The sequence below is a fragment of the Saccharopolyspora spinosa NRRL 18395 genome (genome assembly GCF_000194155.1).
Classification (GTDB): Bacteria; Actinomycetota; Actinomycetes; order Mycobacteriales; family Pseudonocardiaceae; genus Saccharopolyspora; species Saccharopolyspora spinosa.
On sequence record NZ_GL877878.1, the window covers coordinates 3,409,698 to 3,432,064 of the forward strand.

General features: G+C 66.1%; 18 protein-coding genes. 5 read left to right on the plus strand and 13 right to left on the minus strand.

Annotated features, from left to right (window positions below; genetic code table 11):
* The first annotated feature begins 370 nt into the window (after nt 1-370).
* On the plus strand, nt 371-499 hold the full coding sequence (locus tag SSPN_RS61655; RefSeq protein ID WP_010696339.1) for a hypothetical protein: 129 nt from the start codon (nt 371-373) through the stop codon (nt 497-499).
* Nucleotides 496-1,251 (plus strand): alpha/beta hydrolase, encoded by a 756-nt coding sequence (locus tag SSPN_RS0116795; protein ID WP_010696345.1) that lies wholly within the window; start codon nt 496-498, stop codon nt 1,249-1,251. Before SSPN_RS61655 ends, SSPN_RS0116795 begins: the two co-directional genes overlap by 4 nt.
* Before the next feature lie 138 nt (nt 1,252-1,389).
* Here the strand turns inward: SSPN_RS0116795 and SSPN_RS0116800 are convergent, their stop codons facing one another.
* From SSPN_RS0116800 to SSPN_RS57720, 7 genes are all read right to left on the minus strand, one after another.
* A complete protein-coding gene (locus SSPN_RS0116800; RefSeq protein WP_010696347.1) occupies nt 1,390-3,237 on the minus strand; it encodes a ThiF family adenylyltransferase in 1,848 nt (615 codons plus the stop codon).
* A 167-nt stretch (nt 3,238-3,404) separates the two neighbouring features.
* Nucleotides 3,405-4,670 (minus strand): phenylacetate--CoA ligase family protein, encoded by a 1,266-nt coding sequence (locus SSPN_RS0116805; RefSeq protein ID WP_010696349.1) that lies wholly within the window; start codon nt 4,668-4,670, stop codon nt 3,405-3,407.
* 28 nt (nt 4,671-4,698) lie between these two features.
* Nucleotides 4,699-5,673: a 3-oxoacyl-[acyl-carrier-protein] synthase III C-terminal domain-containing protein gene (locus tag SSPN_RS0116810; RefSeq protein ID WP_010696351.1), complete on the minus strand. Its 975-nt coding sequence runs from the start codon at nt 5,671-5,673 to the stop codon at nt 4,699-4,701.
* 329 nt (nt 5,674-6,002) lie between these two features.
* Nucleotides 6,003-6,500 carry a nuclear transport factor 2 family protein gene (locus SSPN_RS44195; protein WP_010696353.1) on the minus strand — a complete coding sequence of 166 codons (498 nt, stop codon included), beginning with the start codon at nt 6,498-6,500 and terminating at the stop codon, nt 6,003-6,005.
* Complete coding sequence (locus SSPN_RS0116820) at nt 6,493-7,359, minus strand: SCO6745 family protein (protein ID WP_010696354.1); 867 nt, start codon at nt 7,357-7,359, stop codon at nt 6,493-6,495. Before SSPN_RS0116820 ends, SSPN_RS44195 begins: the two co-directional genes overlap by 8 nt.
* The gene (locus SSPN_RS0116825; RefSeq protein ID WP_029535415.1) at nt 7,356-8,537 is read right to left on the minus strand and encodes an acyl-CoA dehydrogenase family protein; all 1,182 of its coding nucleotides are present in this window, start codon (nt 8,535-8,537) and stop codon (nt 7,356-7,358) included. Before SSPN_RS0116825 ends, SSPN_RS0116820 begins: the two co-directional genes overlap by 4 nt.
* A 1,041-nt stretch (nt 8,538-9,578) precedes the next feature.
* Nucleotides 9,579-10,622: a hypothetical protein gene (locus SSPN_RS57720; protein ID WP_029535416.1), complete on the minus strand. Its 1,044-nt coding sequence runs from the start codon at nt 10,620-10,622 to the stop codon at nt 9,579-9,581.
* 97 nt (nt 10,623-10,719) lie between these two features.
* Between SSPN_RS57720 and SSPN_RS53765 the strand changes: the two genes are divergently transcribed.
* On the plus strand, nt 10,720-10,977 hold the full coding sequence (locus SSPN_RS53765) for a hypothetical protein (RefSeq protein ID WP_010696356.1): 258 nt from the start codon (nt 10,720-10,722) through the stop codon (nt 10,975-10,977).
* Nucleotides 10,978-10,989: 12 nt separating this feature from the next.
* Here the strand turns inward: SSPN_RS53765 and SSPN_RS0116840 are convergent, their stop codons facing one another.
* The 5 genes from SSPN_RS0116840 to SSPN_RS0116860 form a co-directional block, all read right to left on the minus strand.
* On the minus strand, nt 10,990-11,892 hold the full coding sequence (locus SSPN_RS0116840; protein ID WP_010696357.1) for a DMT family transporter: 903 nt from the start codon (nt 11,890-11,892) through the stop codon (nt 10,990-10,992).
* A 292-nt stretch (nt 11,893-12,184) separates the two neighbouring features.
* Entirely contained in the window at nt 12,185-12,967 is a 783-nt protein-coding gene (gene trpA / locus SSPN_RS0116845) for a tryptophan synthase subunit alpha (RefSeq protein WP_010696358.1), read from the minus strand.
* A 4-nt stretch (nt 12,968-12,971) separates the two neighbouring features.
* Complete coding sequence (gene trpB / locus SSPN_RS0116850) at nt 12,972-14,162, minus strand: tryptophan synthase subunit beta (protein ID WP_010696359.1); 1,191 nt, start codon at nt 14,160-14,162, stop codon at nt 12,972-12,974.
* Between the two features lie 1,324 nt (nt 14,163-15,486).
* Nucleotides 15,487-17,607 carry an ATP-binding protein gene (locus SSPN_RS0116855; RefSeq protein WP_010696360.1) on the minus strand — a complete coding sequence of 707 codons (2,121 nt, stop codon included), beginning with the start codon at nt 17,605-17,607 and terminating at the stop codon, nt 15,487-15,489.
* A 5-nt stretch (nt 17,608-17,612) separates the two neighbouring features.
* Nucleotides 17,613-18,080 carry a response regulator transcription factor gene (locus tag SSPN_RS0116860; RefSeq protein WP_029535417.1) on the minus strand — a complete coding sequence of 156 codons (468 nt, stop codon included), beginning with the start codon at nt 18,078-18,080 and terminating at the stop codon, nt 17,613-17,615.
* A gap of 1,158 nt (nt 18,081-19,238) precedes the next feature.
* On the opposite strand from SSPN_RS0116860, the gene glf reads away from it, so the two are divergent.
* Nucleotides 19,239-20,468, plus strand: a complete 1,230-nt coding sequence (glf, locus tag SSPN_RS0116865) for a UDP-galactopyranose mutase (protein WP_010696363.1) — start codon at nt 19,239-19,241, stop codon at nt 20,466-20,468.
* Nucleotides 20,469-20,832: 364 nt separating this feature from the next.
* Here glf and SSPN_RS44210 read toward each other — a convergent pair whose 3' ends face one another.
* Nucleotides 20,833-20,994, minus strand: coding sequence for a hypothetical protein (locus tag SSPN_RS44210; protein WP_237710569.1), 162 nt, complete (start codon nt 20,992-20,994; stop codon nt 20,833-20,835).
* A gap of 134 nt (nt 20,995-21,128) precedes the next feature.
* On the opposite strand from SSPN_RS44210, the gene SSPN_RS0116875 reads away from it, so the two are divergent.
* Nucleotides 21,129-22,331 carry an MFS transporter gene (locus SSPN_RS0116875; RefSeq protein WP_010696365.1) on the plus strand — a complete coding sequence of 401 codons (1,203 nt, stop codon included), beginning with the start codon at nt 21,129-21,131 and terminating at the stop codon, nt 22,329-22,331.
* The last annotated feature ends 36 nt before the right edge of the window (nt 22,332-22,367 follow it).

Below are 22,367 nucleotides of genomic sequence, written 5' to 3' on the forward strand. Positions count from 1 at the left end.
GTCATCGTGTCGCCGCTGCGCAACACCGCTCCCGGCAAACCGACACACCTCCAGCCCCAGGGCGCGTGAAAGGTTGACCTGTCCGGTTTAGGTAGTTTCCCTCAGATCAACCTTGCACACGCCCTGCGTCCAGACCCTTGCCGACGGCCGCCCCGGTAGACCACGGCCATCAATCCGGAACCCAGTCCTCAGCACGGATGCCAGCTTCGATGGTGCACGCGAGTCCGCGACCCGTCCATCACCGCGCTTCTGTCAAGGTGCTAATGCATATTAGTCCTGCAGGACAAAATTCGACCAGGGGCTTGATCCACGGGGATACGCCGTTCAGTCTCGGTGTCTGATCCGCGTTCTCGACGAGGAGGCTACTGCAGTGGCAGCGGGGCTCAGCATGCGACCGGCGGGCATCGCCGGAATCGTGACCACGGAAGACTTCGCCATGCTTGCCTGCACGAGGGTGGTCGCGGCGATCGGCCGACTCCGGACCGAGGTTCACCTGTGATCGTCACGTCTGACGGTGTCCGCCTTGAGGCTGCCTGGCATCAGGGCGGTGCGGATGCTGTGGTCCTGGCCCACGGCATCACCGCTGACCTCGAAGAGCAAGGGCTGTTCCGGATCCTGGCGGATCGGCTTGCGGCCGCGGGATTCTCGGTGCTGCGGTTCTCTTTCCGCGGGCACGGCCGCAGCGAGGGCAGGCCACGCGACATGACGATCGCGGGAGAACGGTTGGACTTGCGGGCAGCCGTGGAGTCGGTCGAACGCCCGGTGTCGGTGGTGGCGTCGAGCTTCGGTGCCGTGAGCACCACGCTCTCGTTGGGCGAGTTGCCCATCGACTCGGTGGTGCTGTGGCAGCCAGTGCTCGATCTACGGCGGACCTTCCTGGAACCGGAGCTGCCACGCGGCCGGCAGCTCTACAGCGACCTGAGCTCCTTGCAACAGACGGGTTTTCTCGATATCGAGGGACGGTTCGAACTAGGCGCGCACCTCTTCGAAGAATTCGCGGAGCTTGACCCGCGACCTGCCTTTCTCGCGAGCGACATCCCCGCGCTCGTCGTGCATGGCGATGCGGATGAGCACGTCTCCTACGAGGTGGCCCGTGAGGTGGCAGCCCGGCGGCCGCGCACGGACTGGCACCGCGTACGAGGCGGCGGACACGGCTTCCGGGACGTGGAGCGCGAGGTCATCGACGTGACGGTGTCGTGGCTTCTCGACCAGGCTGACGTCTCGGCTGCACAACCCCAGCCGCCAGCATGACGCAATGGTGACCGTGACAGTGGGTTAATGCGCTCCTTGCTCCCGGCACGCTGGCGTGTCGGGAGCAGGACTGCACTGCGAGGCCACCGGGAGTTCGCGGGTGCGCGGACTCCCCAGGCCCGAGTTCAGCGGAGTTTTCTATTCGACCCACTTCACCGACATCGCCAGCGGACAGCGCGCCACCCGCGTGGTCGGTGGTCTGGTTCCCTTGCCGACACGCAGGACCGCCAGCACGGCGTTGTCGCCGGAGGTGTCTCCCGTCGAGGGAGTCCCGAGTCCGCCGAATTCTCCCAGCAATGGTTGAGCCGCGTATCCCTGCTCAACCAGGGACAGCCACAGTCGCATCAACGTCTCGCCCGCGCTGATGCGGTCAGCTACGGTCCGACGAGGGCCACGCAGCACGAGTGCCGCGCCGCAATTGCGCAGCTGCCGGGCACGCCCGTGCTCGACGGCACGTGCCAGTACGTGACGTTTGGCCGCGTCCGGTATCGCAGATCCCGCCAGAGCCGACGCAAGACGTCCGGCGACACCGGAGATGCCGAGCAGGTCGTGAGGCGTGCCGAACCAACTGCGGCCGGACTCGGTAGCGGCCCGCTTGCGCACCCACGCCCACATTTCGTCCTCGTTGCCGATCAATGTGGACCTATCGTGTTCGGTCCGGCCGAGGAGCCTGCTTCGAGCTTGCGAGCCCCTCATCGTCTCCAGGTTGACATTTCGGTCGGTACACAGTTTTTCGAGCTGCTTCAGGGTCGTGCAGTCGATCGGGGTGGACAGCATGTCGCCTCGGTGCGTCGAACGTGCCCCCAGAACACCCTGGCGGGTCAGGAAGTCGTCACGCAGGCGATCGAGGCGGAATCGGCCTGCGGACCAGTTCTGGTCCGTGAGCGCACCCTCGTGCGCCTCCCATTCGCCGTGCGCGAGGTACGAAAGAGCCCCCAGCGCGCATCCGAGGTCCTCGGCCCAGCCCAGCTCGTCCGGATGCGCTGTCGGCCAGCGTTGCCCGTTGAGTGCGAGTTGGACAGTGTGGTCGTCGACGATTTCGAAGCGCCACGGCTGGGAGTTGTACGTGGAAGGCGCGAGTCGGGCGCCGTTGAGCACGCCGGTGAGTTCCGGGGGCAGTTCGCGCTCCCGTTGCACGCTCCGCACGGGCCGAGAACCGCCTTTCTTCGTCACTTGGTGAATGGTCCACAGAGTCCGGGCGAGTTCCAGCGGCATACGCGCCCGGTGTGCTAACGCAGCGGTTCTCGGCATGGCCGCAGCATGGAAGTCCACCGTCACGACGGGTTTCACCCGTCGGTTCATCAGCAAGTTGAGCACAACCCTGCTGCCGAGCGCGCCGAGACCCATCACGCAGTAGGAAATCTGCGGCCAGGTACCGCCGTTGGCCAGCCGGTCGGACATGACGGGGAGGTAGTCGCTGGGGAAGTGCGTCCTGCCGAACCAGCGCACGGACTCCCACAGACGGTTGTCCCGGTGCGCTTCCGCGGTCGCCTTCCCGTGGAACGGCAGCGGGTTGCGGCGGTAGTCGAAGACGAACACGGCCGGTTTTCCGCCCCAGTCGACTCCGGCGACGACGGGAATGCCGCGTCGGGCGGCGCGTTCGTGCAGCTGGTACTTGACCCACGCGGACATCGCGGGATCGATCGCGTCGAAGGCGACGTGCGCGCCGTCGAGCGCCTCGTCGAGGTTTTCGAGGGTGAGACCGTCCGGGTAGGTGCGCACCTCGGCGGTGGGACTGATCGCGACTACCCGGCGGGCGAGCACCTCGGGTTTCGGCTGGCCGACATCAGCGACCACGCACGCCTGCCGGTTGAGATTCGACACGTCGAAGCTGTCCGGGTCGGCGAGCCGGAAACGGGTGACGCCCATTCGCGCCAGCGGTTCGACCACGGCACCACCCACGCTGCCGCAGCCGGCCACCAGCACGGCCGCGGACCGGAGTACCGCTTGTTCACGCTCGGTGAGAATGTCCAGGTTGCGACTCACGGCCTCCGCACCGAAACTCGCCGTCCCCGCCGAGAGCGGATCAGGACCTCGGAAATCCGAATGCACGATTTTTCTCCAGCGGTCACCGGAAGTTGACCTTCCGAATTTTCGCCGTGTCGAGTTTTCTTCGCCGGCGAGTAGGAAGCTGCCCGTCCAGGGGCCTCGTCCTACGAGGCCACCCGCTCGTCGAGCAGCCGGACAATCTTGCCGCTGCGGGGGTTCACCTTGATCATGTCTGCCGGTACGAACTCGACCAACAGCGGGTTGATCAGGCCGGCGCGCACGTGTTCGCCGAACATCGGGCGCAACTCGTCAAACCGCGCGGATATCGCTTCGGCAAGCGGCTGCGGATCGTTGATCTGCCCACCGATCCGCAGCACGAGTTCGTCCTTGGAGTCCCGTCGACGTTGCACCGCCTGGAATCCCGCGATGGGCTGGTCGCCGGCCAGTTCCTCGATCACCAAACGCAGGTCCTCCAGGTAGACGGTGACCGGACCGACCCTGGCTCCATCGTCGGCACGGCCCAGCAGGCGGAACCGGCGATCGTCGTAGTCGATCCACGCGGCGCGGTCACCGACCGGATACCGGATGAGGGGCATCAGCCGCCGGACGAGGTCCGTGGCCAGCAGCCTGCCGGGGCGACCTGGTTCCCTGATCGGATCGCCGGTTTCGTCGTCGACGATCTCCATCAGTTTTTGGAGCCGGTGGACGCGATGCACGCGAGCGTCCGGCTCGTCCTGGACGGGCGCGGCCAGCACACCGGCATCCACCGACGCGTACCCCAGCGAGCGGACAACGGCGTTGGGGAACGCGTCGGCGATCAGTCTGCGCTGATCGTCGTAGAACGCCTCCCCACCGAAGAGGAAGAGGTGGACCGCGGGTGCCGAGTCACCTCGCGCGGTCAGCCGCGACGCGACCTGGCTGGCCGTGGTGGGCGTCGCCAGCAGCACGGTCGCTTCCTGCTCGATGATCAGGTCCGCCATGACCTCGGGCGACGGGCTTCCCGCGATCGGCAGGTGCACAACGGGGACGCACGTCTCCTGCAGGCACAGGACGTTGAACAGGAAACTCGCGTACAACTCCCCGGCGTAGAAGAGGTTGGCAACCCGGTCGCCGGTCCGCAGTCCTGCCGCCGCGTACCCGTCTCCCTGCAGCCTGGCCATGTCGTGCAGTTCCGCCCTGGTGTACACGGTCAGTTTGGGGCTGTTGACGGTCCCACCGGTTTTGAACACGACACCGTCGTCGTGGCGAGCCGTCAGCACCCGGTTGTCCTTCACCGTATTCGCTTTCCAGAAGCTGGCGTGGTCGATGATCGGCAAGTCCTCCGCCCGGATCGGCCCGTCGGTGGCAACACCGGCGTAGAGGGCCCGATAGTAGGGAGAATTGCGGCGGGCGAAGTCGACCAGTTCGGTGAGATCCGGTTCCAGCATCATGTGTCCCTTTCGTCGGTGAAGACGCCCGTCATCCCGTGATCTCCAGGAGCGCGCAGATGAACCGGAAGCCGACACCGATCCCGATCACGAGGACGGTGTCCGACGGCTCGATGGACTCTTCCCGGAGGAAGTGGTCCAGGCCGAGTAGCTGGTCGCACGGGCCGACATGGCCGAGTGTCCGGTGCAGCGGCCAGCTGGTCCGGTCGCTGGGTATGCCCAGGGGCTCGAGGAGGAGAACGTTCAGCTGCGCCAACCCCAATCCGGTGACCGCGAACCGGGAAACCTTGTCGAGCGACACGCCGGCTTCCTGGAGGACCTGCTCGACCGCGGTGCGGGCGGCTGTCTGGAGGGTGCCGAGGTGGGGCATGACGCCGACCGTCTCCGCCGGTGTCATCATGCGGCTTCCGTCCTCCGCGGGGATGGTGGGTGTGGCCAGGCCTTCGAGTTCGGGCGCCGCAGTGCAGGAGGTGGCGACCAGCCGGGCCCGCCCGGCTCCCCGGCTCAGCACGGCGGCAGCGGCGCCATCGGACAGGAAGTGCCCCAACCCGGGCAGCCACCTCGGCCAGCGCGGCGCGACGAACCGGCCCGCCGCCGTAACCAGCGCGGACGTGGCGGAGGGATCAGCGGCTAGGTGCGAGGCGGCCAGCACGAGTCCCGCAGCACCACCGCAGCTGCCCGCGCCCGCCTCGACCGCGAGCGCCCGGGAGGCACCCACAACCCGCTGTACGTAACAGGCGGGAGCGTAGTGCTCCTGGTCATCGAAGACGGCGTGGATCACCGTGGCGATGTCGGCGCCCTCGTGCCCGGAGCGGCGGAGGGCGTCGGTCGCCGCACTTGCGGCCATCTCCGCGGCGGTGAACCCGTCCGAGGCGGTAAAGGACTCGAAGTCGGACATCTCGAACGCTTGGCGTTCGATCGTGCCGTCACCAACGAGGTCGATAGCGCTGGCGCGGGGCGGCAGGTACCGGCCAGTGCCGCTGACGAACAAGTCGTTCCAGAGCATGGTGTCCTTCTTCCGGTGCGGATGTCGGGTGGCGGTCGTTCACAGCGGTCAGGGTGCGGGTCGGCCGGATCACCTCGGTCCGCCGCCAGCGGCACGACACCGATGCCGAGTGGCTGGACGTGGTGAGTGCGGGCGTCGTCGGCCCACAGCCAGTCCTCCGCGAGGACGCGGATCTCGCCGTCGCCCTTGGTGACCGCGACGTCTGGGCTTCGGCCGCGACCGATGCGGTCGTCGCATCGGCGGCACGGCGATCGGCTCCGGCGGGGTGTGGGCGGGTGCCGACGCTAGAAGCTGGACCATCGGACGCACGGCGACGGCTTTCGCGGCCATCACACGCTCCGGAACGGTACGGGTCGAGAAGGGATCAGTGCCTGGTCGCTGATCCAGGCGGTGGTCAACTCACGGGTGTGGAAGAACCACTTATCCGCGACCCGCAGGTAAGTGTCCGTGTAGCGGACGCAGCGCACGGACATCCTGCCCGCTCCGTCGTGGTCGTAGAGTTCGTGTGCGAGGCAGTAGGTCTCCCCGGTCGCGTCGTCGCCACTGATCGACACCAGGTGGTTGCCGACGAAGTGGACGGTGGCGGTGAAGGGCGCCAGGAGCGCGAACGCCCTCGCCCAGCCGTCGCCGCCGTCGAACACGAGCTTGGGACGATCGCCACCGGCCGGGTGCGGCACCACGAGTCGGCCTTCCGCGCAGAACAAGGTTCCGAACTGCTTCTGGAGCCGGTTGTCCAGAACATGCGCGTAGCTGTCGACGAGTTCGCGCAGGGCGATCCGATCAGAGACTTCGCTCGCGCTGGGGCGCTCCCTGGTCGGGTCAACCATTTCTGCCAGCTCTCCTTCTGGCCGAGCGCAGCCCGGACACCACCTGGGCCGTGAGCGGGCGCATCAGTTCCAGCAACCGGTTGGTCGCCGTGACGCCGAGCGCTCGCCACGGAACCTCCGCGAGTTGGTCCGTGCGTTGCTCCACCGCCTGTCTGGTCTCGCTACCCCGTTCCGTCAGCGACCCGTCGGCGGCGAGAAGCCCCCGTTGGGTCAGCCGGTGCTCGCCGGCAGCCCATTCCGTGTCGGTCCATCCCCGGCGCGCCTGGATGCTGGCACGTCGTTCGATCCCCGAGGCCGTCGCGGTGATCAGCGCCTCGACACCACCGAGCCTGGCTTCGGCCAGCGCGACCACATGACCGTCGCCGCGAAACTCGCGAAGCGTCGTCACCGCCTGCCACAGCGCCAGGTGCGGCTCGTCGGGCAGGTCCAGTGCCTGGTTCGCGGCGCAGAGCGGGCGCGCTGGCACGGAGCACGCCGTTGCTCCCGCCACCGCCAGTGCTGCCGCCTCCGCCACCCACCGTTGCGCCAGCACACCGTCCAGCAGCGCGCGGAGAGCGGCGTCCACACCGGTCAGACGTGCGTGGAGGGCCTGCGTGGGGGTTGCCTTCTCCCACAAGCCGGTCATCTCGGCTACCACCATCGATGGCTTGAAGTGGTAGAAGACGGCGCTCACCACCGCCGGTCCGACCGGGCCCAGCGGTGCTGCCCGGCCACCGAAGTAGCCGTCCCAGGGGCCCGTCAGACCGATCGCGTGGAACGCCTGCACGGACTGGGTGGCCAGGTAGGTCACGCCGTGGAACGGATCGAGCACCTGGTGCGCTTCGCGGGTCAGGCGCAGATCCACCAATGTGGCGTTCATGAGCGGTCCGCCCCGGAGAAGTGCACGAGCGTGGAGATGCCGCGCTTGTCGATCTCGTTGGCGACGACCAGTCGCTGCACCTCGGACGTGCCCATCCAGATCCGGTCCAGCCGCACATCGCGGTAAATGCGCTCCACCGGGTTCGCCCTCAGGTAGCCACGCCCTCCGAAGATCTGGACCGCTCGGTCGGCGACCCGGCCCGCCGCCTCGGTTGCGGCGATCTTCGCCATCGCGACCTTGGCGTTGAGGGTCTTCAGGTCGCTCTGGCGGTCGACCTCCCACGCCACGCGGTGGACGAAGGTGCGGTTGACAGCGACGTCGATGGCGGAGTCGGCCAGCATGCCCTGGATGAGCTGGTGCCGAATGATCCGGTCGCCACCCTGAACGCGCTCACGGGCCCAATCCGAGGCGAGAGCCAGTGCCCGTTCAGCGGCGCCCATCGCGTGGGCCGCAAGGACGATGCGCTCTTCGGAGAACGTGGCCTGGGTGAGCCTGAGGCCCTCGCCAACGGCTCCGAGTACCGCGTCCTCACCGACTTCCACGTCGGTGAACCTGAAGTGCGGGTGCGCAAACGCGAACTGGTGCGTGTAGCGGGGCACCTCGATGCACTCCACACCAGGAAGGTCCTTGTCCACCAGGAACATGGTTGGTGCGTTGTCCGGCTGGGTTACGGCGAGCAGCACGAAGTAGTCGGCGACGTCTCCGAGTGTGACGAACCACTTCTCACCATTGATCCGGTAACCCTTGGTGGTGCGGACAGCGGTGGTCGCGATCCCGCGCAGATCAGAGCCGGCCGCAGGCTCGGTGATGGCGCGACCGCCGAACCTGAGCCCGCGGACTTCTGGAATCAGGTATTGCTCGCGCTGGGCCGCCGTACATGCGAGCAGCTCCGCCGCCGTGGGACGCCAGACTGCCGCCCATAGCCCGTTGGTCAGCTGGCCCAGCTCCTCTTCCACCACGACCTGCTCCAGCCAGGACAGGCCAGCACCACCTGAGTCGACCGGGGCGTTCATCGCCGCGAGACCGCTGTCCAGCGCGAGAGCCTTGACGTGGTGCCGACTCTCTTCCGAGAGACTGCCGTTCCGCTCGCACTCGTCCTCGTAGGACATTAATTGCTTCGTCAACTCCCCGGCGCGCCGCTTGAGTTCCGCAAGACGTGCCGAATATGCGAATTCCATCTGGGCTCCTGCGACCTAGGGTGTTCACGACGTTCCCGGAGGGCTGACAAGAATGGGGCAATCCGTTGTGTCAAATTGACCAGGAGCTGTTGCAACTCGTTTCAGGATGATTGGCGTGTCTGATTCTGGCGAATGATCGACTTTTGGGATGCTGCTGGGGTGGTCGAGGGCTGGTACTGGGCGGATCGTGGGGCGGGGAAGCGTTGTTGCCGCCGCGTCCGCTTCGTTCGGGATCGGCATCCGGAGTGGTTGCTGACCGAGGGTGGGCGGCGTTGGTTGGTATTGTGTTGGTGCTCAAGACCGGGCTCATGATGGAAGGTCGCGGTGCGCGGTCGCCGGGTGTTCCGTGGTGAGCTGCTGACGGCGGTTGCGGGGCCGGGCGGGAGCCGGGGTCTTCGCGGCGGCGCATGAGTTGCGTTCGGGGAAAGCCGCGGCGACGAGAGCACGCCGCTTCGCACAATTATTGCTTAGAGAAAATGCGTGCCATTGATCGCCGATTCACACGCAAGCAACGGGGCCACAAGGCGGGCCTGCACGACATTCAGAATGGTCTCAGGCGCTCCCCACCCTCCGCGTCCGGCAGCATTCTCCGATTCGGCTTGCGGAAACTGGCCCCCTGGGTGTTGTACCTGGGGTTTTGATTCTGCCGCCAATCGGAACAAATGTCGTTGATCGCAAATATCGTGGCGAATTCTGACTCTTTTGTCGCTAGGGACGACAGCGTTTGGCCATGACTTTGCCCGTATGGGCATCAACACGCGTCCATTCAGGCAGGCGGGGTCGTCGAAGTCGGGCTGCGCTGGTCACCCTGGACCGATTCCGGCGCGGGCGTTCTGGTCGTCCTCGCGGTAGGCAGTGTCGCGCTCCCGGTACGGTGCTGCTCTTGCGCTGGTCGTCGGTGACGTGATGCTCCCCGCCTGGGGCGGCACGACCACATGGGCCAATCGGTGACCAACGTGGTGTGGTCCCATGCAGCGTCGAGTGCCGGGGTGATTGACATTGCGGGTCTTTCATCCGCCGGAAACCCGACTCGACCTCAGATTACGACCGGTAGACGGCGACCACCTCTGCGACTGTCCACTCAGTACGGTTGGGGAAAAGGATCCGCTTGCCGAAGAACCGGTTCTCCAGACGTTTGCGGGCTTTCTGGTCGGTGCGCCACGCCAAGCGGAACTCGGCCGGGGTGTGGCCGGTCAGGGAGATGGTGAGGACCTCGCCGACCCAGCGAGGCCGGCAGAGCGCGGCGATCTCGGCTTCCACGGCAGCGACCCGGCGAACCCGATGCCGGCGTCCTCGACCAGCGCGTGGTTGGCCGCTGTGCCCGAAGACGTCGCCGACACGATGCCCGATGACAACCCCGTCGAGGTACGGCGCCGCAAGGTCGCGGCGATGGGTTGGGCCGGGTTCGTCGTTGACCGCGAGCTGCAGACCGCGAGCTATGGTCGACCGAGAGCGCGACTCTGTGCAGTCAGCGTCACAACGGCTGCTACGACGACCCGCCGCCGAAGAAGTGAGCACCCATTGACCCGACGTGACTGGAGCGAACTCCCGACCGCCGTGCGTGCCGCGATCGAGGACCAGTGCGGCACGGTGACACGGGCGGTGCTCCCGGACGCCGGGCGGAACTCGGACGTGTCCGCCACCCTGCACACCGGTGGCGGACACGTCCTGTTCTGCAAAGGCGTCCGGCTCGACACCCCACGAGCCCGGATGCACCGGCACGAAGCGCAGGTGAACTCGTACCTTCCGCTGGCCGTGGCGCCGCGGCTGCTGTGGCAGGTCGAGGTCGACAGGTGGCTGCTGCTCGGGTTCGAACACGTGCCCGGTCGGCATGCAGATCTCTCGCCGGGTTCGCCGGACCTTCCGCAGGTTGCCGCGACAGTGCGTGTGCTCGGCGACGCGTTGACGCCGTGCCCGCTTGACGTTCCCCGGCTGGCGGAGCAGTGGGCGCGCCTGGCAGCCTGGCGGCGCTTGGCGCACGACCCGGCCGCCGAACCCACGGCCTGGCTGCGGGACCGGCTCGGCGAATTCATCGACCGCGAACGCCGCACGTTCCAGGCACTCGACGGCGACACACTCGCGCACACAGACCTGCATCCGCTGAACGTGTTGGTCGCCGACCGGGCCCGGGTGGTCGATTGGGCATGGTCGCGCCGCGCCGCCCCGGGGGCCGGCATTCCTGGTGCTCCGGCTGATCGAAGCCGGCCACACCCCGGAAGCCGCCGAGCACTGGACCGCCGCGACGTTTCCCGCATGGCGCACCGTGACCGACGAGACCCGCACCGACTTCGCAGTCGCCGTGCTCGGGGCGTGGCATCACATGTTCCGCGTGGACCCGGGTCCGCAGCGCGCCCCGCTGGTAGCAGTCGCCCGCCGCTGGGTTGCGCATCGCCTCGGCGAAACCGTCAACACGGCACCGCTGGTGTCGGGCATATGGTGACCCGCACCCAAACTAGTGAAGAGCGGATTTCGCCGGCTGCTTCGTTTGGGCCTTGTCACCAGTGCGGATCAGCACCATAGCGGCCGAGACGATGATGAGCGCGCACCCCCCGATCAGGGAAACCGTCAACCGTTCACCCAGGAACACCACACCCCACAACACGCCGAACAGCGGCGTCAGCAGGGCCACCATCATCGCCCGCGACGGGCCGACATCGGCGATCAGCCGGAAGTAGAGAACGAAGCCTATGGTCGTGCACGGCACGGCCAGTGCGAGCACATTTAGCACCATCGCGACGGTGATCTCCACCTGCGGAAGATTCGTCACCCAGAGCGGCAACACCAGCAAGCCCGCCAGCAGCTGGGAGCACCCCGCAGTCCCGATAGGACTCAGGTGCGACGCGAAGCGCTTCACGTAGACCCCGGACAGGGCGTAACACACTGCGGCGGCGAGACAAGCTCCGATGCCCGTCCAGAACAGCGTGCCCTGCGGCTCCGAGCCCCCACCCGCGACGAGCGCAACCCCGAACATACCCAGGGTGAGCCCGGCGATACCGCGTACGGTGAGCCGCTGGTTCAGAAAGACCGCCGATAGCAGCGTGCCGAACAACGGTGTGCTGGAGTTGATGACGACCGAGTACGACGCCGGTATGTGCATTGATGCGTAGGAGAACAGCATCATCGGCGCGGCCACGTTGAACAGCGCCACCACCAGATAATGCATCCAGTGCGCGCGCAATCGCGGGTGGAAGCGGATCACGGCGAAGTATGGCAGGAAAGCCAGCCCACCAATCCCCATGCGCAGCCCTGCGGTGGTCGTCGCCCCGAGGACGGGTGCCAGCACCCTCAGGAAGATGAATGAAGCTCCCCACAACGCGCTCAGGATTAGCAAACGCAGCCAGTCGGATCGGCGCATGTCGGCGAGAGCCCCTCCTGCGGCTGGTCCACCGCTGCAATTTCCTCCGCCCCGCCGCTTACCACGACAGGCGCGCTTCCGGTCTCACCGAATCCCCGGAGCGAGACGCCCAGGGCGGCTGGTGTTTTCGCTCATGTTCTACAAGCGGCGTCGGCCGCTTGCAGTGTGGGACTCAAATCGCACCGTCCCGTGGACATACCTGATGTCTGGCGATCCCACAGTGAGAGGGCGACGGCAACGCCTACGGGCGCCGCTACCCGCAGCACTACGCGAACCACTTTCGAGACAGTTCTTAGCTCCTCACCGCCCGCACGAATTCGTCGATCTCCTTGCGCGCGACGCCCAGGTCGTCCAGGTTCCGCTCCACAAGAAGGCTGAAGTAACTGCCGACGATCACGCCGTCGGCTCCCGCGTTCCAGAAGTCGGCCACCTGCTCCTTGCTGCTGATCCCGAAACCCACCACGAGCGGCTTGTCCGACAGTTCGCGCAGGCGGGCCACGCGGTGCACCGCGTCGTCCTCGAACCGCGCGCTCGGCCCGGTGGTGCCGAACCGGCTGATGACGTACGTGAACGCGCTTGACCCGTCGATCAACCGCGCCGCGCGCTCGGTCGGCGTGTTCGGGGCGATCATCTGGATGCACCCGATGCCGTGGGCATCCAGGAGTTCACAGTGCCTGCCAGACTCCTCCAGCGGCAGGTCCGAGCAGACCACGGCGTCGACGCCGACCTCGGCGAACTCGGCGTACGCCCGCTCACCCCGCTTGAACAGCAGGTTGCAGTACAGCAGGAGCCCGATCGGCAGGTCTGGGTAGAGCGCCCGGATCTCCCGGACCATTTCCACGCAGCCGTTGTAGGTCATCCCGGACGACAGCGACCGCCGCATCGATCTCTGGTTGACCGGTCCGTCGGTGACTGGATCGGAGAAGGGGAAGCCCAGCTCGACCGCGTCCGCACCCGCGTCGATCGCCGCGCGGATGAGCCGCATGCTTTCCGCACGGGTCGGGTCGCCCAGGGTGAAGAATGGAATGAAAGATTTCCGGCCGGGCTGCTGGAAAGCGGCGTCGAATCGGTTCATCTGCTCAAATCCCTCGGTAGTTCCAGTACTCTTCCAGGTCCTTGTCGCCCCGGCCGGACACGCAGACCAGGATGGTCGCCTCCGGGTCGAGTTCCTCGGCCTTGCGCAACGCCAAAGCCAGCGCGTGCGCCGACTCGAACGCCGGGATGATCCCCTCCAACTCGGAAAGTTCGGCGAACACGTTCACCGTCTCCTCGTCGGAAACCGCCTCGAACGTGGCGCGGCCAGAGTCCTGCATAGCCGCAAGCTCCGGCCCGACCCCCGGGTAGTCCAAGCCCGCCGCGATCGAGTGGGTGTTGGTGATCTGCCCCTCGCTGTTCTGCAGGAAGAGCGAATGCATGCCGTGGAACACGCCGGGGGTTCCGCGGGTGAGGGTCGCGGCGTGCCGGTCGGGGTCCTCGCTGGCACCCGCGGGTTCGGCGCCGAACAAGAGCACGTCAGGGTCGTCCTCGAATGCCGAGTACATGCCGATGGCATTGCTGCCACCGCCGATGCACGCGAAGACGGCGCTGGGCAGCGCGCCGGTCATCTCCACCATCTGAGCCCTGGACTCGTTGCCGATGACCGACTGGAAGAACTTGACCATCGACGGGTACGGGTACGGCCCGGCGGCGGTGCCGAAGCAGTGGTAGGTACTGCCCACGTTGGTGATCCAGTCTCGCATCGCCTCGTTGATGGCGTCCTTCAACGTGGCGCCGCCGTTGGTGACCGGGTGGACCTGGGCGCCGAACAGTTCCATGCGCTTGACGTTGGTCTGCTGCCGCTCGATGTCCACGGCACCCATGTAGACCTCGACCGGCAGGCCGAGCTTCGCTCCGGTCATCGCCGTGGCGACGCCGTGCTGGCCCGCCCCGGTCTCGGCGATAATCCGCGTTTTGCCCATGTACTCGGCCAGCAGCAGCTGACCAATCGTGCTGTTGGTCTTGTGCGCACCTCCGTGCAGCAAATCCTCCCGTTTGAGGAAGATCCGCCTGCCGTACTTTTCCGACAGCCGCTCGGCGTACATGACGGGTGTCGCCCTACCAGCGAAGTTGCGGAGCACGTCCTTGAACTTGTCCATGAACGCGTCGTCGGCCCGGGCCTTCAGGAAAGCGGTCTCCACTTCCTCCAGAACGGCTACCAGACTTTCCGACGAATAGAGGCCGCCATAGCCCCGCTCGCCGAACCGCGTCCGGAGATCTACGTGTGTGAACATGTACCTTCCTCAACCACAACGGCTTGCTGCGAGAAATAAATTGAGCCCGTGCAGGCGCTTTAGGACGTCGCGAATCACTCCTGGGACGCGTCGCGACGAATATGCCCCAGTACGGCGGTGTGCCGAATGTGTCAACGCATCGAGCCGGTACCAGGCGGAACACTGTCGTTTCCACCAGGTCCGTTACCGTGCTCGTTCACAGGCAACGCAGTTTTGACGAAATGTCCAAATACCCCCATCCGCCCAGGGCGGATTCGCGTGTGTCACCCCAGCGCATATCCGTAAGCCACGGTATGGGGTGGCCGGGCGGGAGGGCAAGAGTCTTAATGGCGCAATGCGCTCCTACCACAGGTGGGAGTCCTGGGTTCGGCAGAAACTTGTTGCTGAGGTTAGGCGACCAGGTAGCTGGCGTGCCTTTGGCCAGCCGCGCTGATTCGGGCTGGTGCGGCCGATGAAGACAATTATCGCCGCCGAACGGGTGAATCCTGGATCTGGCACGGTTTCCGGTGCGTCACGAGACGCTGTCCGCCCTCCCAGGTAGCACGTGCCTGTCCCACGCTCTGTGAAACCGACATGCCGTCGCCGAACTGATCAATCCCGAGCACCGCATCCTGCTCCGCCCGGTGAACGTGGGTCAGGTCCAGGGCGTGTGCAAGGTTGATCTGAGGGTTGCGGCGGGTTTTTGTCCAGGTAGGACGCGAGACGAGGGCGCGGTTTCCGGTGGGAGATCATCGGGTTGTTCAAGCCGTGACGGTCTGTCCAGGAGCCGCGCTCTTGTGTTCTTGGCTTCCCTGGTTCGGGTTGTGCTTGACCGGCCCACCCCCACAGTCGAGTCCTTGCGGGGTCGTGTGGACGGTCTCTGGCGGGCGCTGGAGGCGGTGGACGGGGAATCCTATATGGGCAGCGGCTGCTGCCGGCCCTTTCGGTGCTGCCGGCCCTTTCGGTGGACAACCTCCGCAATTTCAATGGAAATCGTGGGCGGGTACGGACGTGCCAGGACCCGCAGCCTGGAAGGTCTTTGTTCTGGACGGAAACTTGCGAACCGGATATGGCGCTGGCGCCGACCGAACGGCACAGCCGCCGGTATCGAAACGGTCCACCACCTGGCCAACCTGTCCACCACCTGGGCAACCTGCCACCCACCTTCCCGCCCGAAACTACCTAAACCGGATAGGTCAACCTTGCACACGCCCTGGGGTCAGTGCCTCGCTCGTTGCAGCCTGACCGATGGCCACCCGAGTGTGTCGGGATTTCCCCAATCAGCCGGGGATGCCTGACATGTGATTCGGGAAAACCCCTTGCAGGGCTGGCGATGATGGTTCCGTCAGGACACGCGATCACGGCTTTCCCCTAGCGCATAGGATATGGCCTGGTCGCAGGTGAGGCTGTTCCCGTCCTCGAAAGCAACGTCGAACGCCCGCGAGCCGAGAACCATGCGGGCCTGTTCCTCGCTTGCCCGATGCCGGGCTACGTACGGCGGGAAGCCGAACAGCGGCCTGCCTATCTCGCGCCACAAGGTGTGGCTGGCCCCCAGCAACCGAGCGGCGCTTTCAGCGTCCTGGTCGACCGCGGACCAGGCGAGCAGCTCGATGGATATGGCCATTCCGACCAGGTCGTTGAGCTGCTGCTTGAGCCGTAGGCATTCCCGAGCGTATGAGCTGGCCTGCTCTGCGTTGCCTTCCGTCCAAGCCACGAGGCCCAGCACCCACAGTGCCCAAGAGCCCGACCAGGGAACGCCGTACGCGTCACGCATCGCCAGGCATTCTTCGCAGAGAGCACGAGCCCGCTCGCAGTCACCAAGAAGGAGCACAGTACTGGCCAGAATCGGGCGGCTCACCACGGTCACTGCGCTGGGCTGCCCCGCGGCGTCCTCCCTCGCCAGGGCTTCTTCCAGATACGCCACCGCACGTTGCTGGTTGTCGCGCACGTGCTCGGCGTAGCCGGACACGCACAACGCGGAGGTCAGCTCCACATCGTCTCCGATGCTGCGTGCCAGATCACGACACTCGTCGAGCATGATCAGCGCAGGGCTGGTATCCCCCTGCATGGTGGCGACCCAGGCGTTGGTCCACAACGCCTTCGCCCGCTCCCTGCTCGGTTCCGTCGCTCGCGCAAGCAGGTGATCCAACCAGTAGCGACCCTCCGCGACCCGACCGCCGCCGACCCAGCAGAACCACAGCGCCCCGGCCAACCTCAAGCCGGTCCGCGCCTCTCCGGGCTCGATGAGGCAGAACTCCAGTGCCATTCGCAGGTTCGCATGCTCGGCGTAAATGCGTTCATTCCAGGCCACCTGCTCGGGACCGAACCACTTCGCCTCGGCCCGCTCGGCCAACCAGCTGTAGTGGTCCCGGTGCCGCCGCCGCAGGAGGTCTCCCTCCCCTGACTCGTGAAGCCGCTGCCTCCCGTACTGACGGGTCGGGTCGAGCAACCGGTAACGCGTGCACCCGGCACGGTCCTGCCGGCTGAGGATGGACTTGTCCACCAGTCCGACGACCAGCTCCAGCACGTCCTCTGGCAGCAGCAGCACCTCGTCGGAGCAAACTGCTTCCGCCGTATCCAGGTCGAAATCCGCCGCGAACACCGAGGACCGCGCCCACAGCATCCGCTCGGCCGGCGTGCACAGCTCGAAACTCCAGTCGAAGATCGCCGGCAACGTCTCGTGGTGGCGCCCCGTTCGGACGCCAGGCCCAGGTAACCCGGCCACGCCGGTCTCAGGCCATTCATCCAACGCTGCGAGGATCTCTTCGACCGACATCGTCCGGAGCCATTTCGCTACCAGCTCGATCGCCAGCGGTAGCCCTTCCAGCCGACCGCAAATCTCGGCCACCGCGTCGCAGTTGGCAACGTCCACGGTGAAGCCCGGGGCCAGTTCCGCAGCACGCTCGGCGAACAATTCCACCGATGCGCAGTCTTGCGCCGGCTCCATCGAGAACATCTCGGCGGCGCTCTCCGGAACCGGCAACGGCGGGATCGTCACCACGTGCTCGCCGTCGGAGCCCAGCACCTGGCGGCTGGTGATCAGGACGCGCAACCTGGGCGCCTTCCTGAGCAGCGCGTTCACCAGATCCGCGCAGTCCTGAACGAGATGTTCGCAGTTGTCCAGAACGAGCAGCAACCGCCGAGACACCAAGTACTCCGACAGTGCGTCGATCGGCCGTCCCAAGGACCAGTCGCCGACTCCGAGGATGCTCATCACGGTGTGCGGCAGGAGAGCGCCGTCGTCCAGCTCCGCAAGCCTCACCAGCCACACCCCGTCGGGAAATCTCCGGCGCACCTGTGCGGCCACGCGCAGGCCCACGCGCGACTTGCCCACCCCGGGTGGCCCCGTGATAGTCACCAACCGCGCCCTGGACAATGCCCGTTTGCCCCCGGTCACCTCGTGTTGGCGACCGACGAAGCTGCTGCTCTCACCCGGCAAGTTCCCCGCCTGCCGCCCGGCACGCATGCTCCTCACCCCCCGAAATCATCGTCGGCACTGCGGTGGGGCGTCTTCTGCTCCGTCAACCAGGTCGCGAGCTGGGTCCGGGAGTTGCACCCGAGCTCGAAGAAGACGTGTTCCACGGGGGCCTCGACGGTCGATTTCGCGATGAACAGATTGGAAGCGATTTCCGTGTTCGACAATCCCTTGGTGACCAGCGCGGCGACCTCATGCTCGCGCCTCGTCAGCGGTGAGCTCAACAACGGAGCGGCCGCCTCAGCCTTGGCGCCCTCGGACAGCGCGTAGGCAATGGCCGCATCAAGCGACATGCCGCGCCCCACCTCGTAGGCGTCGTCGAATGCCTCATCGCCAAGGGCATCGCGCGGTCGGGCCTCGGCCCCATCGTGCCAATTGAGGTAGTAGCCGAACCCGGACAAGAAGTCGCTGATCGGTTCGAAGGGCTTGCCGCTGACCCCGAAGAGCTTGGCGGCCCGCGCCATCAACACAGACCTGACCTGAGCGTTCTTCTGCCGACGCCCGACGAAACTCACGACATCCGCCGGAAGGCCACACGGCGTTCCGGGCGACGACTTGCCCACATCACCACTCTACTTCTTCTGGACCGCTGATCACGGCCGCGAGCGCCGACCTGCAGGCAGCCGACCTGGCAGCGACCGGCGACCAACTCGACGACGACTTCGGCGCCCTCCCTTCCGGTGCAGTACGACGCCTCTTCACCACCAACCCCGTTCGCACCGTCCGATGCGGCAAACACCCACGCACCAAACGACAAGAACGCCCCTTGGACACCTCCCGTCCAAACCGTTCAGATCGCCGAACACGTAACGCCGCTCAGCGTCCCCTGGGCGGCCGCCATCATTCTCCGATCACGGATTGATTCCCTGGAACAGCGAAGACTTCTCGCGCTGGCAGGTGAATCACGGTGCCCCAGAAGGGGTAGCCATAGTTTGAAGAGTTTTCCATCTTTGGCGGTGAGAACCGTGTTGCCGCTACCCCAATCGGACGACTACGTCCTGTTCGACGGCAATTGGGAGGACATCGTCCTCAAAGCGGAGGCGGCGGGCGGCGTCGCCGCACAGGAACTCGCACTTCTACGCCACACGAACGAACCGGAACACCGAGGCCGGGTTGAAGTCGAAGTCGGCCCGCCCGGAAACCCCTTGGCAGCCTGGCTCCTGTGCACACGGCGAGCCACTCGCTCCGACGCGGGCACGGCCTTGGTCGACATTGATGCGCCAGGAACGGATATCAGCCCGGCAGCATCACTTCACATGCGGGAGGCGTATGCGGCTGCGTACTGCACCGTGCTGGCTGAGGAAGTCGGCGCCATAGCTGAGAGGCGTGTCCTGCCCACAACCACACCGCCCGTTGCCATCCCAACACCCCGTGCAGAACCGGATACTCACGCCCCAAGCGACCGTCTTACCTTGCACTAGCAGGGGCCCGTAGGCGTTCAGCTCACGACGCCCGGCAGGGAGGCAGGTGTCCCAGAATCCGCAGTCAGGGAAGCCCGCTCCCGCAATCCCGAGAACCAACGCCTACGCACACGCAGCGTCACCGGCGACGGGACCGTGCCCGGCCACATTCGAAGACCCCCATTCGGGCCTGGTGGGACGGGGCGGATACGCGGCCTGAGGATGGTGCTCGGCGCGGTGTCGTTACCCTCGATGATCGTGAGCTTCAGTGACTATGACCTCGTTATCGTCGGCTCCGGCTTCTTCGGCCTGACCGTGGCCGAGCGCGCCGCCACTCAACTGAACAAGCGCGTGCTGGTCCTGGACCGTCGCGGCCACATCGGCGGCAACGCCTACTCGGAGGCGGAACCGGAAACCGGCATCGAGGTGCACCGCTACGGCGCCCACTTGTTCCACACGTCGAACAAGCGGGTGTGGGACTACGTCAACCAATTCACCGACTTCACCGGCTACCAGCACCGGGTGTTCACGATCTATCAGGGCCGGGTCTACCCGATGCCGATCAACATGGCGACGATCTGCGAGTACACCGGCAGGTACATGACGCCGGACGAGGCGCGGACCTGGGTGGCCGAGCAGGCCAGTGAGATCGACTCCAATGGCGCGAAGAACTTCGAGGAGAAGGGCATCTCGCTGATCGGGCGCCCGCTCTACGAGGCGTTCTTCCGGGGCTACACCGCCAAGCAGTGGCAGACCGACCCGAAGGAACTGCCGGCGGCCACGATCAGCCGGCTCCCGGTCCGCTACACCTTCAACAACCGGTACTTCAACGACACCTACGAGGGCCTGCCCGTCGACGGGTACACCGCGTGGCTGGCGAAGATGGCCGATCACCCGAACATCGAGGTCCGGCTGAACACCGACTACTTCAACGTTCGCGACGACATCCCGGCCGCCACGCCAACCGTCTACACCGGCCCGCTGGACCGCTACTTCGACTACTCACAGGGGTGGCTCGGCTGGCGCACGCTGGACTTCGAGCAGGAGGTCCTGCACACCACCGGCGACTTCCAGGGCACCCCGGTGATGAACTACGCCGACCAGGACGTGCCATACACGCGCATCCACGAGTTCCGGCACTTCCACCCCGAGCGCACCAACTACCCGAGCGACAAGACGGTCATCGTCAGGGAGTTCTCGCGGGCGGCGGACAAGGATGACGAGCCCTACTACCCGATCAACACCCCTGAGGACAGGGCGAAGCTGGAAAGCTACCGCGAGCTGGCCAAGGCTGCGGCCAAGAGCAACAACGTGCTGTTCGGCGGTCGGCTCGGCACCTATAAGTACCTCGACATGCACATGGCGATCGGGTCGGCGCTATCGATGTTCGACAACAAGATCGCGCCGTATTTCACCGAGGGCCGACCGCTCGACGGCTCCATCGACGACTGAGACGGCAGCCTGGGTGGTGAAGTGGTCTGCACCACGAGCCAGGACAGGCCCAGCCTCTTAGCGACCTCGGACACCACGCGCTTGCCCGTGGCCACCGTTGCTCCCGCCGCGCGCCGTAACCGTGTGGTCGGCCGAGAGCGCCCCGGAATGTGCGGCACCGCCCCGGCGGACGTCGTTTTCGGACACATCGGTCAGGTTGCGTCAATAACAACCATGATCACGAATAGCCACGAGTCTTTCGCCTCCAGCCTGCCCGACTACGGTCCCCTACCAGCAAGCACACCGCCCGGACAACTTCGAACCCGCCGGAATATGGATCGGCCAGAAGAGAAAAAATGAAAGTCCTAGGTGGACTTTTCTAGATTTACCAGTCCACCTCCACCCCGCTGAGCGCGGTAGCGCGGGCGAGCTGCTGCATGCGCATGTGCCATCCGTCCTGACGGCCGAGCGCTTCGAGAACCGCGTACTCGACGACCGAGAGGCCATGTTCGGCCCGGAGCGCCTTCTCCGGCGCGGCGTCGAGCATCCCGTGCAACCCATATGAGGCGCGCCTGCAACTATCTGCCACATCACAATACATGTCCCTTGAATTAGCTAGCGTGTGCAACTATTGTCAACGCCTGTAATGCTCAGACGCAGTCAGACAGGATGGTCTCGCACATGCCTCTCGCGCTCCTGGCTCTTGCCATCGGTGCCTTCGGAATCGGCACCACCGAGTTCGTGATCATGGGTGTGCTCCCGCAGGTCGCCGGCGAGTTCAACGTCAGCATCCCCGCTGCGGGTTGGCTGGTGTCCGGCTACGCGCTCGGCGTCGTCATCGGCGCACCGATCCTCACCGTCCTGGGTACTAAGGTGTCCCGCAAGAAGATGCTCCTGTTCCTGATGGGCGTCTTCATAGTGGGCAACGCGCTCTCCGCCGCCGCCCCCACCTTCGGCGTCATGCTCATCGGCCGGGTCGTCGCCTCGTTCGCCCACGGCGCGTTCTTCGGCATCGGTTCCGTGGTCGCCGCCAACCTGGTCGCCCCCGGGAGGAAGGCCTCGGCCATCTCGCTGATGTTCATGGGGCTGACCGTCGCCAACATCATCGGCGTCCCCGGAGGTACCTACGTCGGACAGGCCGCCGGCTGGCGGGTCACCTTCGGCATCGTCGCCGTGCTCGGCCTGATCGGGTTCCTCGGCGTCGCCATGCTCGTCCCGGAGCAGGGCAAGCCCGAGGCCGCGAAGATCCGTACCGAGTTCGCCGCGTTCCGCAACGTGCAGGTCTGGCTCGCGATGGCGATGACTGTCCTGGGGTTCGGCGGCGTGTTCGCTGCGATCACTTACATCGCGCCGATGATGACCGATGTCGCGGGCTACTCCGAGGGCGCGGTGACCTGGCTGCTCGTGCTGTTCGGCAGCGGCATGTTCCTGGGCAACCTGCTGGGTGGCAAGTTCGCCGACAAGGCCCTGATGCCCATGCTCTTCGTCACGCTCTCCGGCCTCGCAGTCGCCCTGCTGCTATTCACGATGACGGCGCACAGCCAAGTCCTCGCCGCGCTCACCCTCTCCGCCATCGGCGCCTTGGGCTTCGCCACCGTTCCCCCGCTGCAGAAGTGGATCCTCGACCAGGCATCCACCGCCCCGACGCTGGCTTCCGCCGCCAACATCGGTGCCTTCAACCTCGGCAACGCCCTCGCAGCCTGGCTCGGTGGTGTCGTGATCGCCGCCGGGTTCGGCTACACCGCGCCCAACTGGGCCGGAGCCATGCTCGCCAGCACCGCATTGCTGCTGTCACTCCTCGCGGCCTCCCTCGATCGCCGCAGCCGGGCGACCGGTCCCAGCGTGGCGTCCGGCCACGCCGAGCCGGTGGCAGCCCAGCACTGATCGCGATCCCGCGACAGAGACACCAATGGTTCCGAC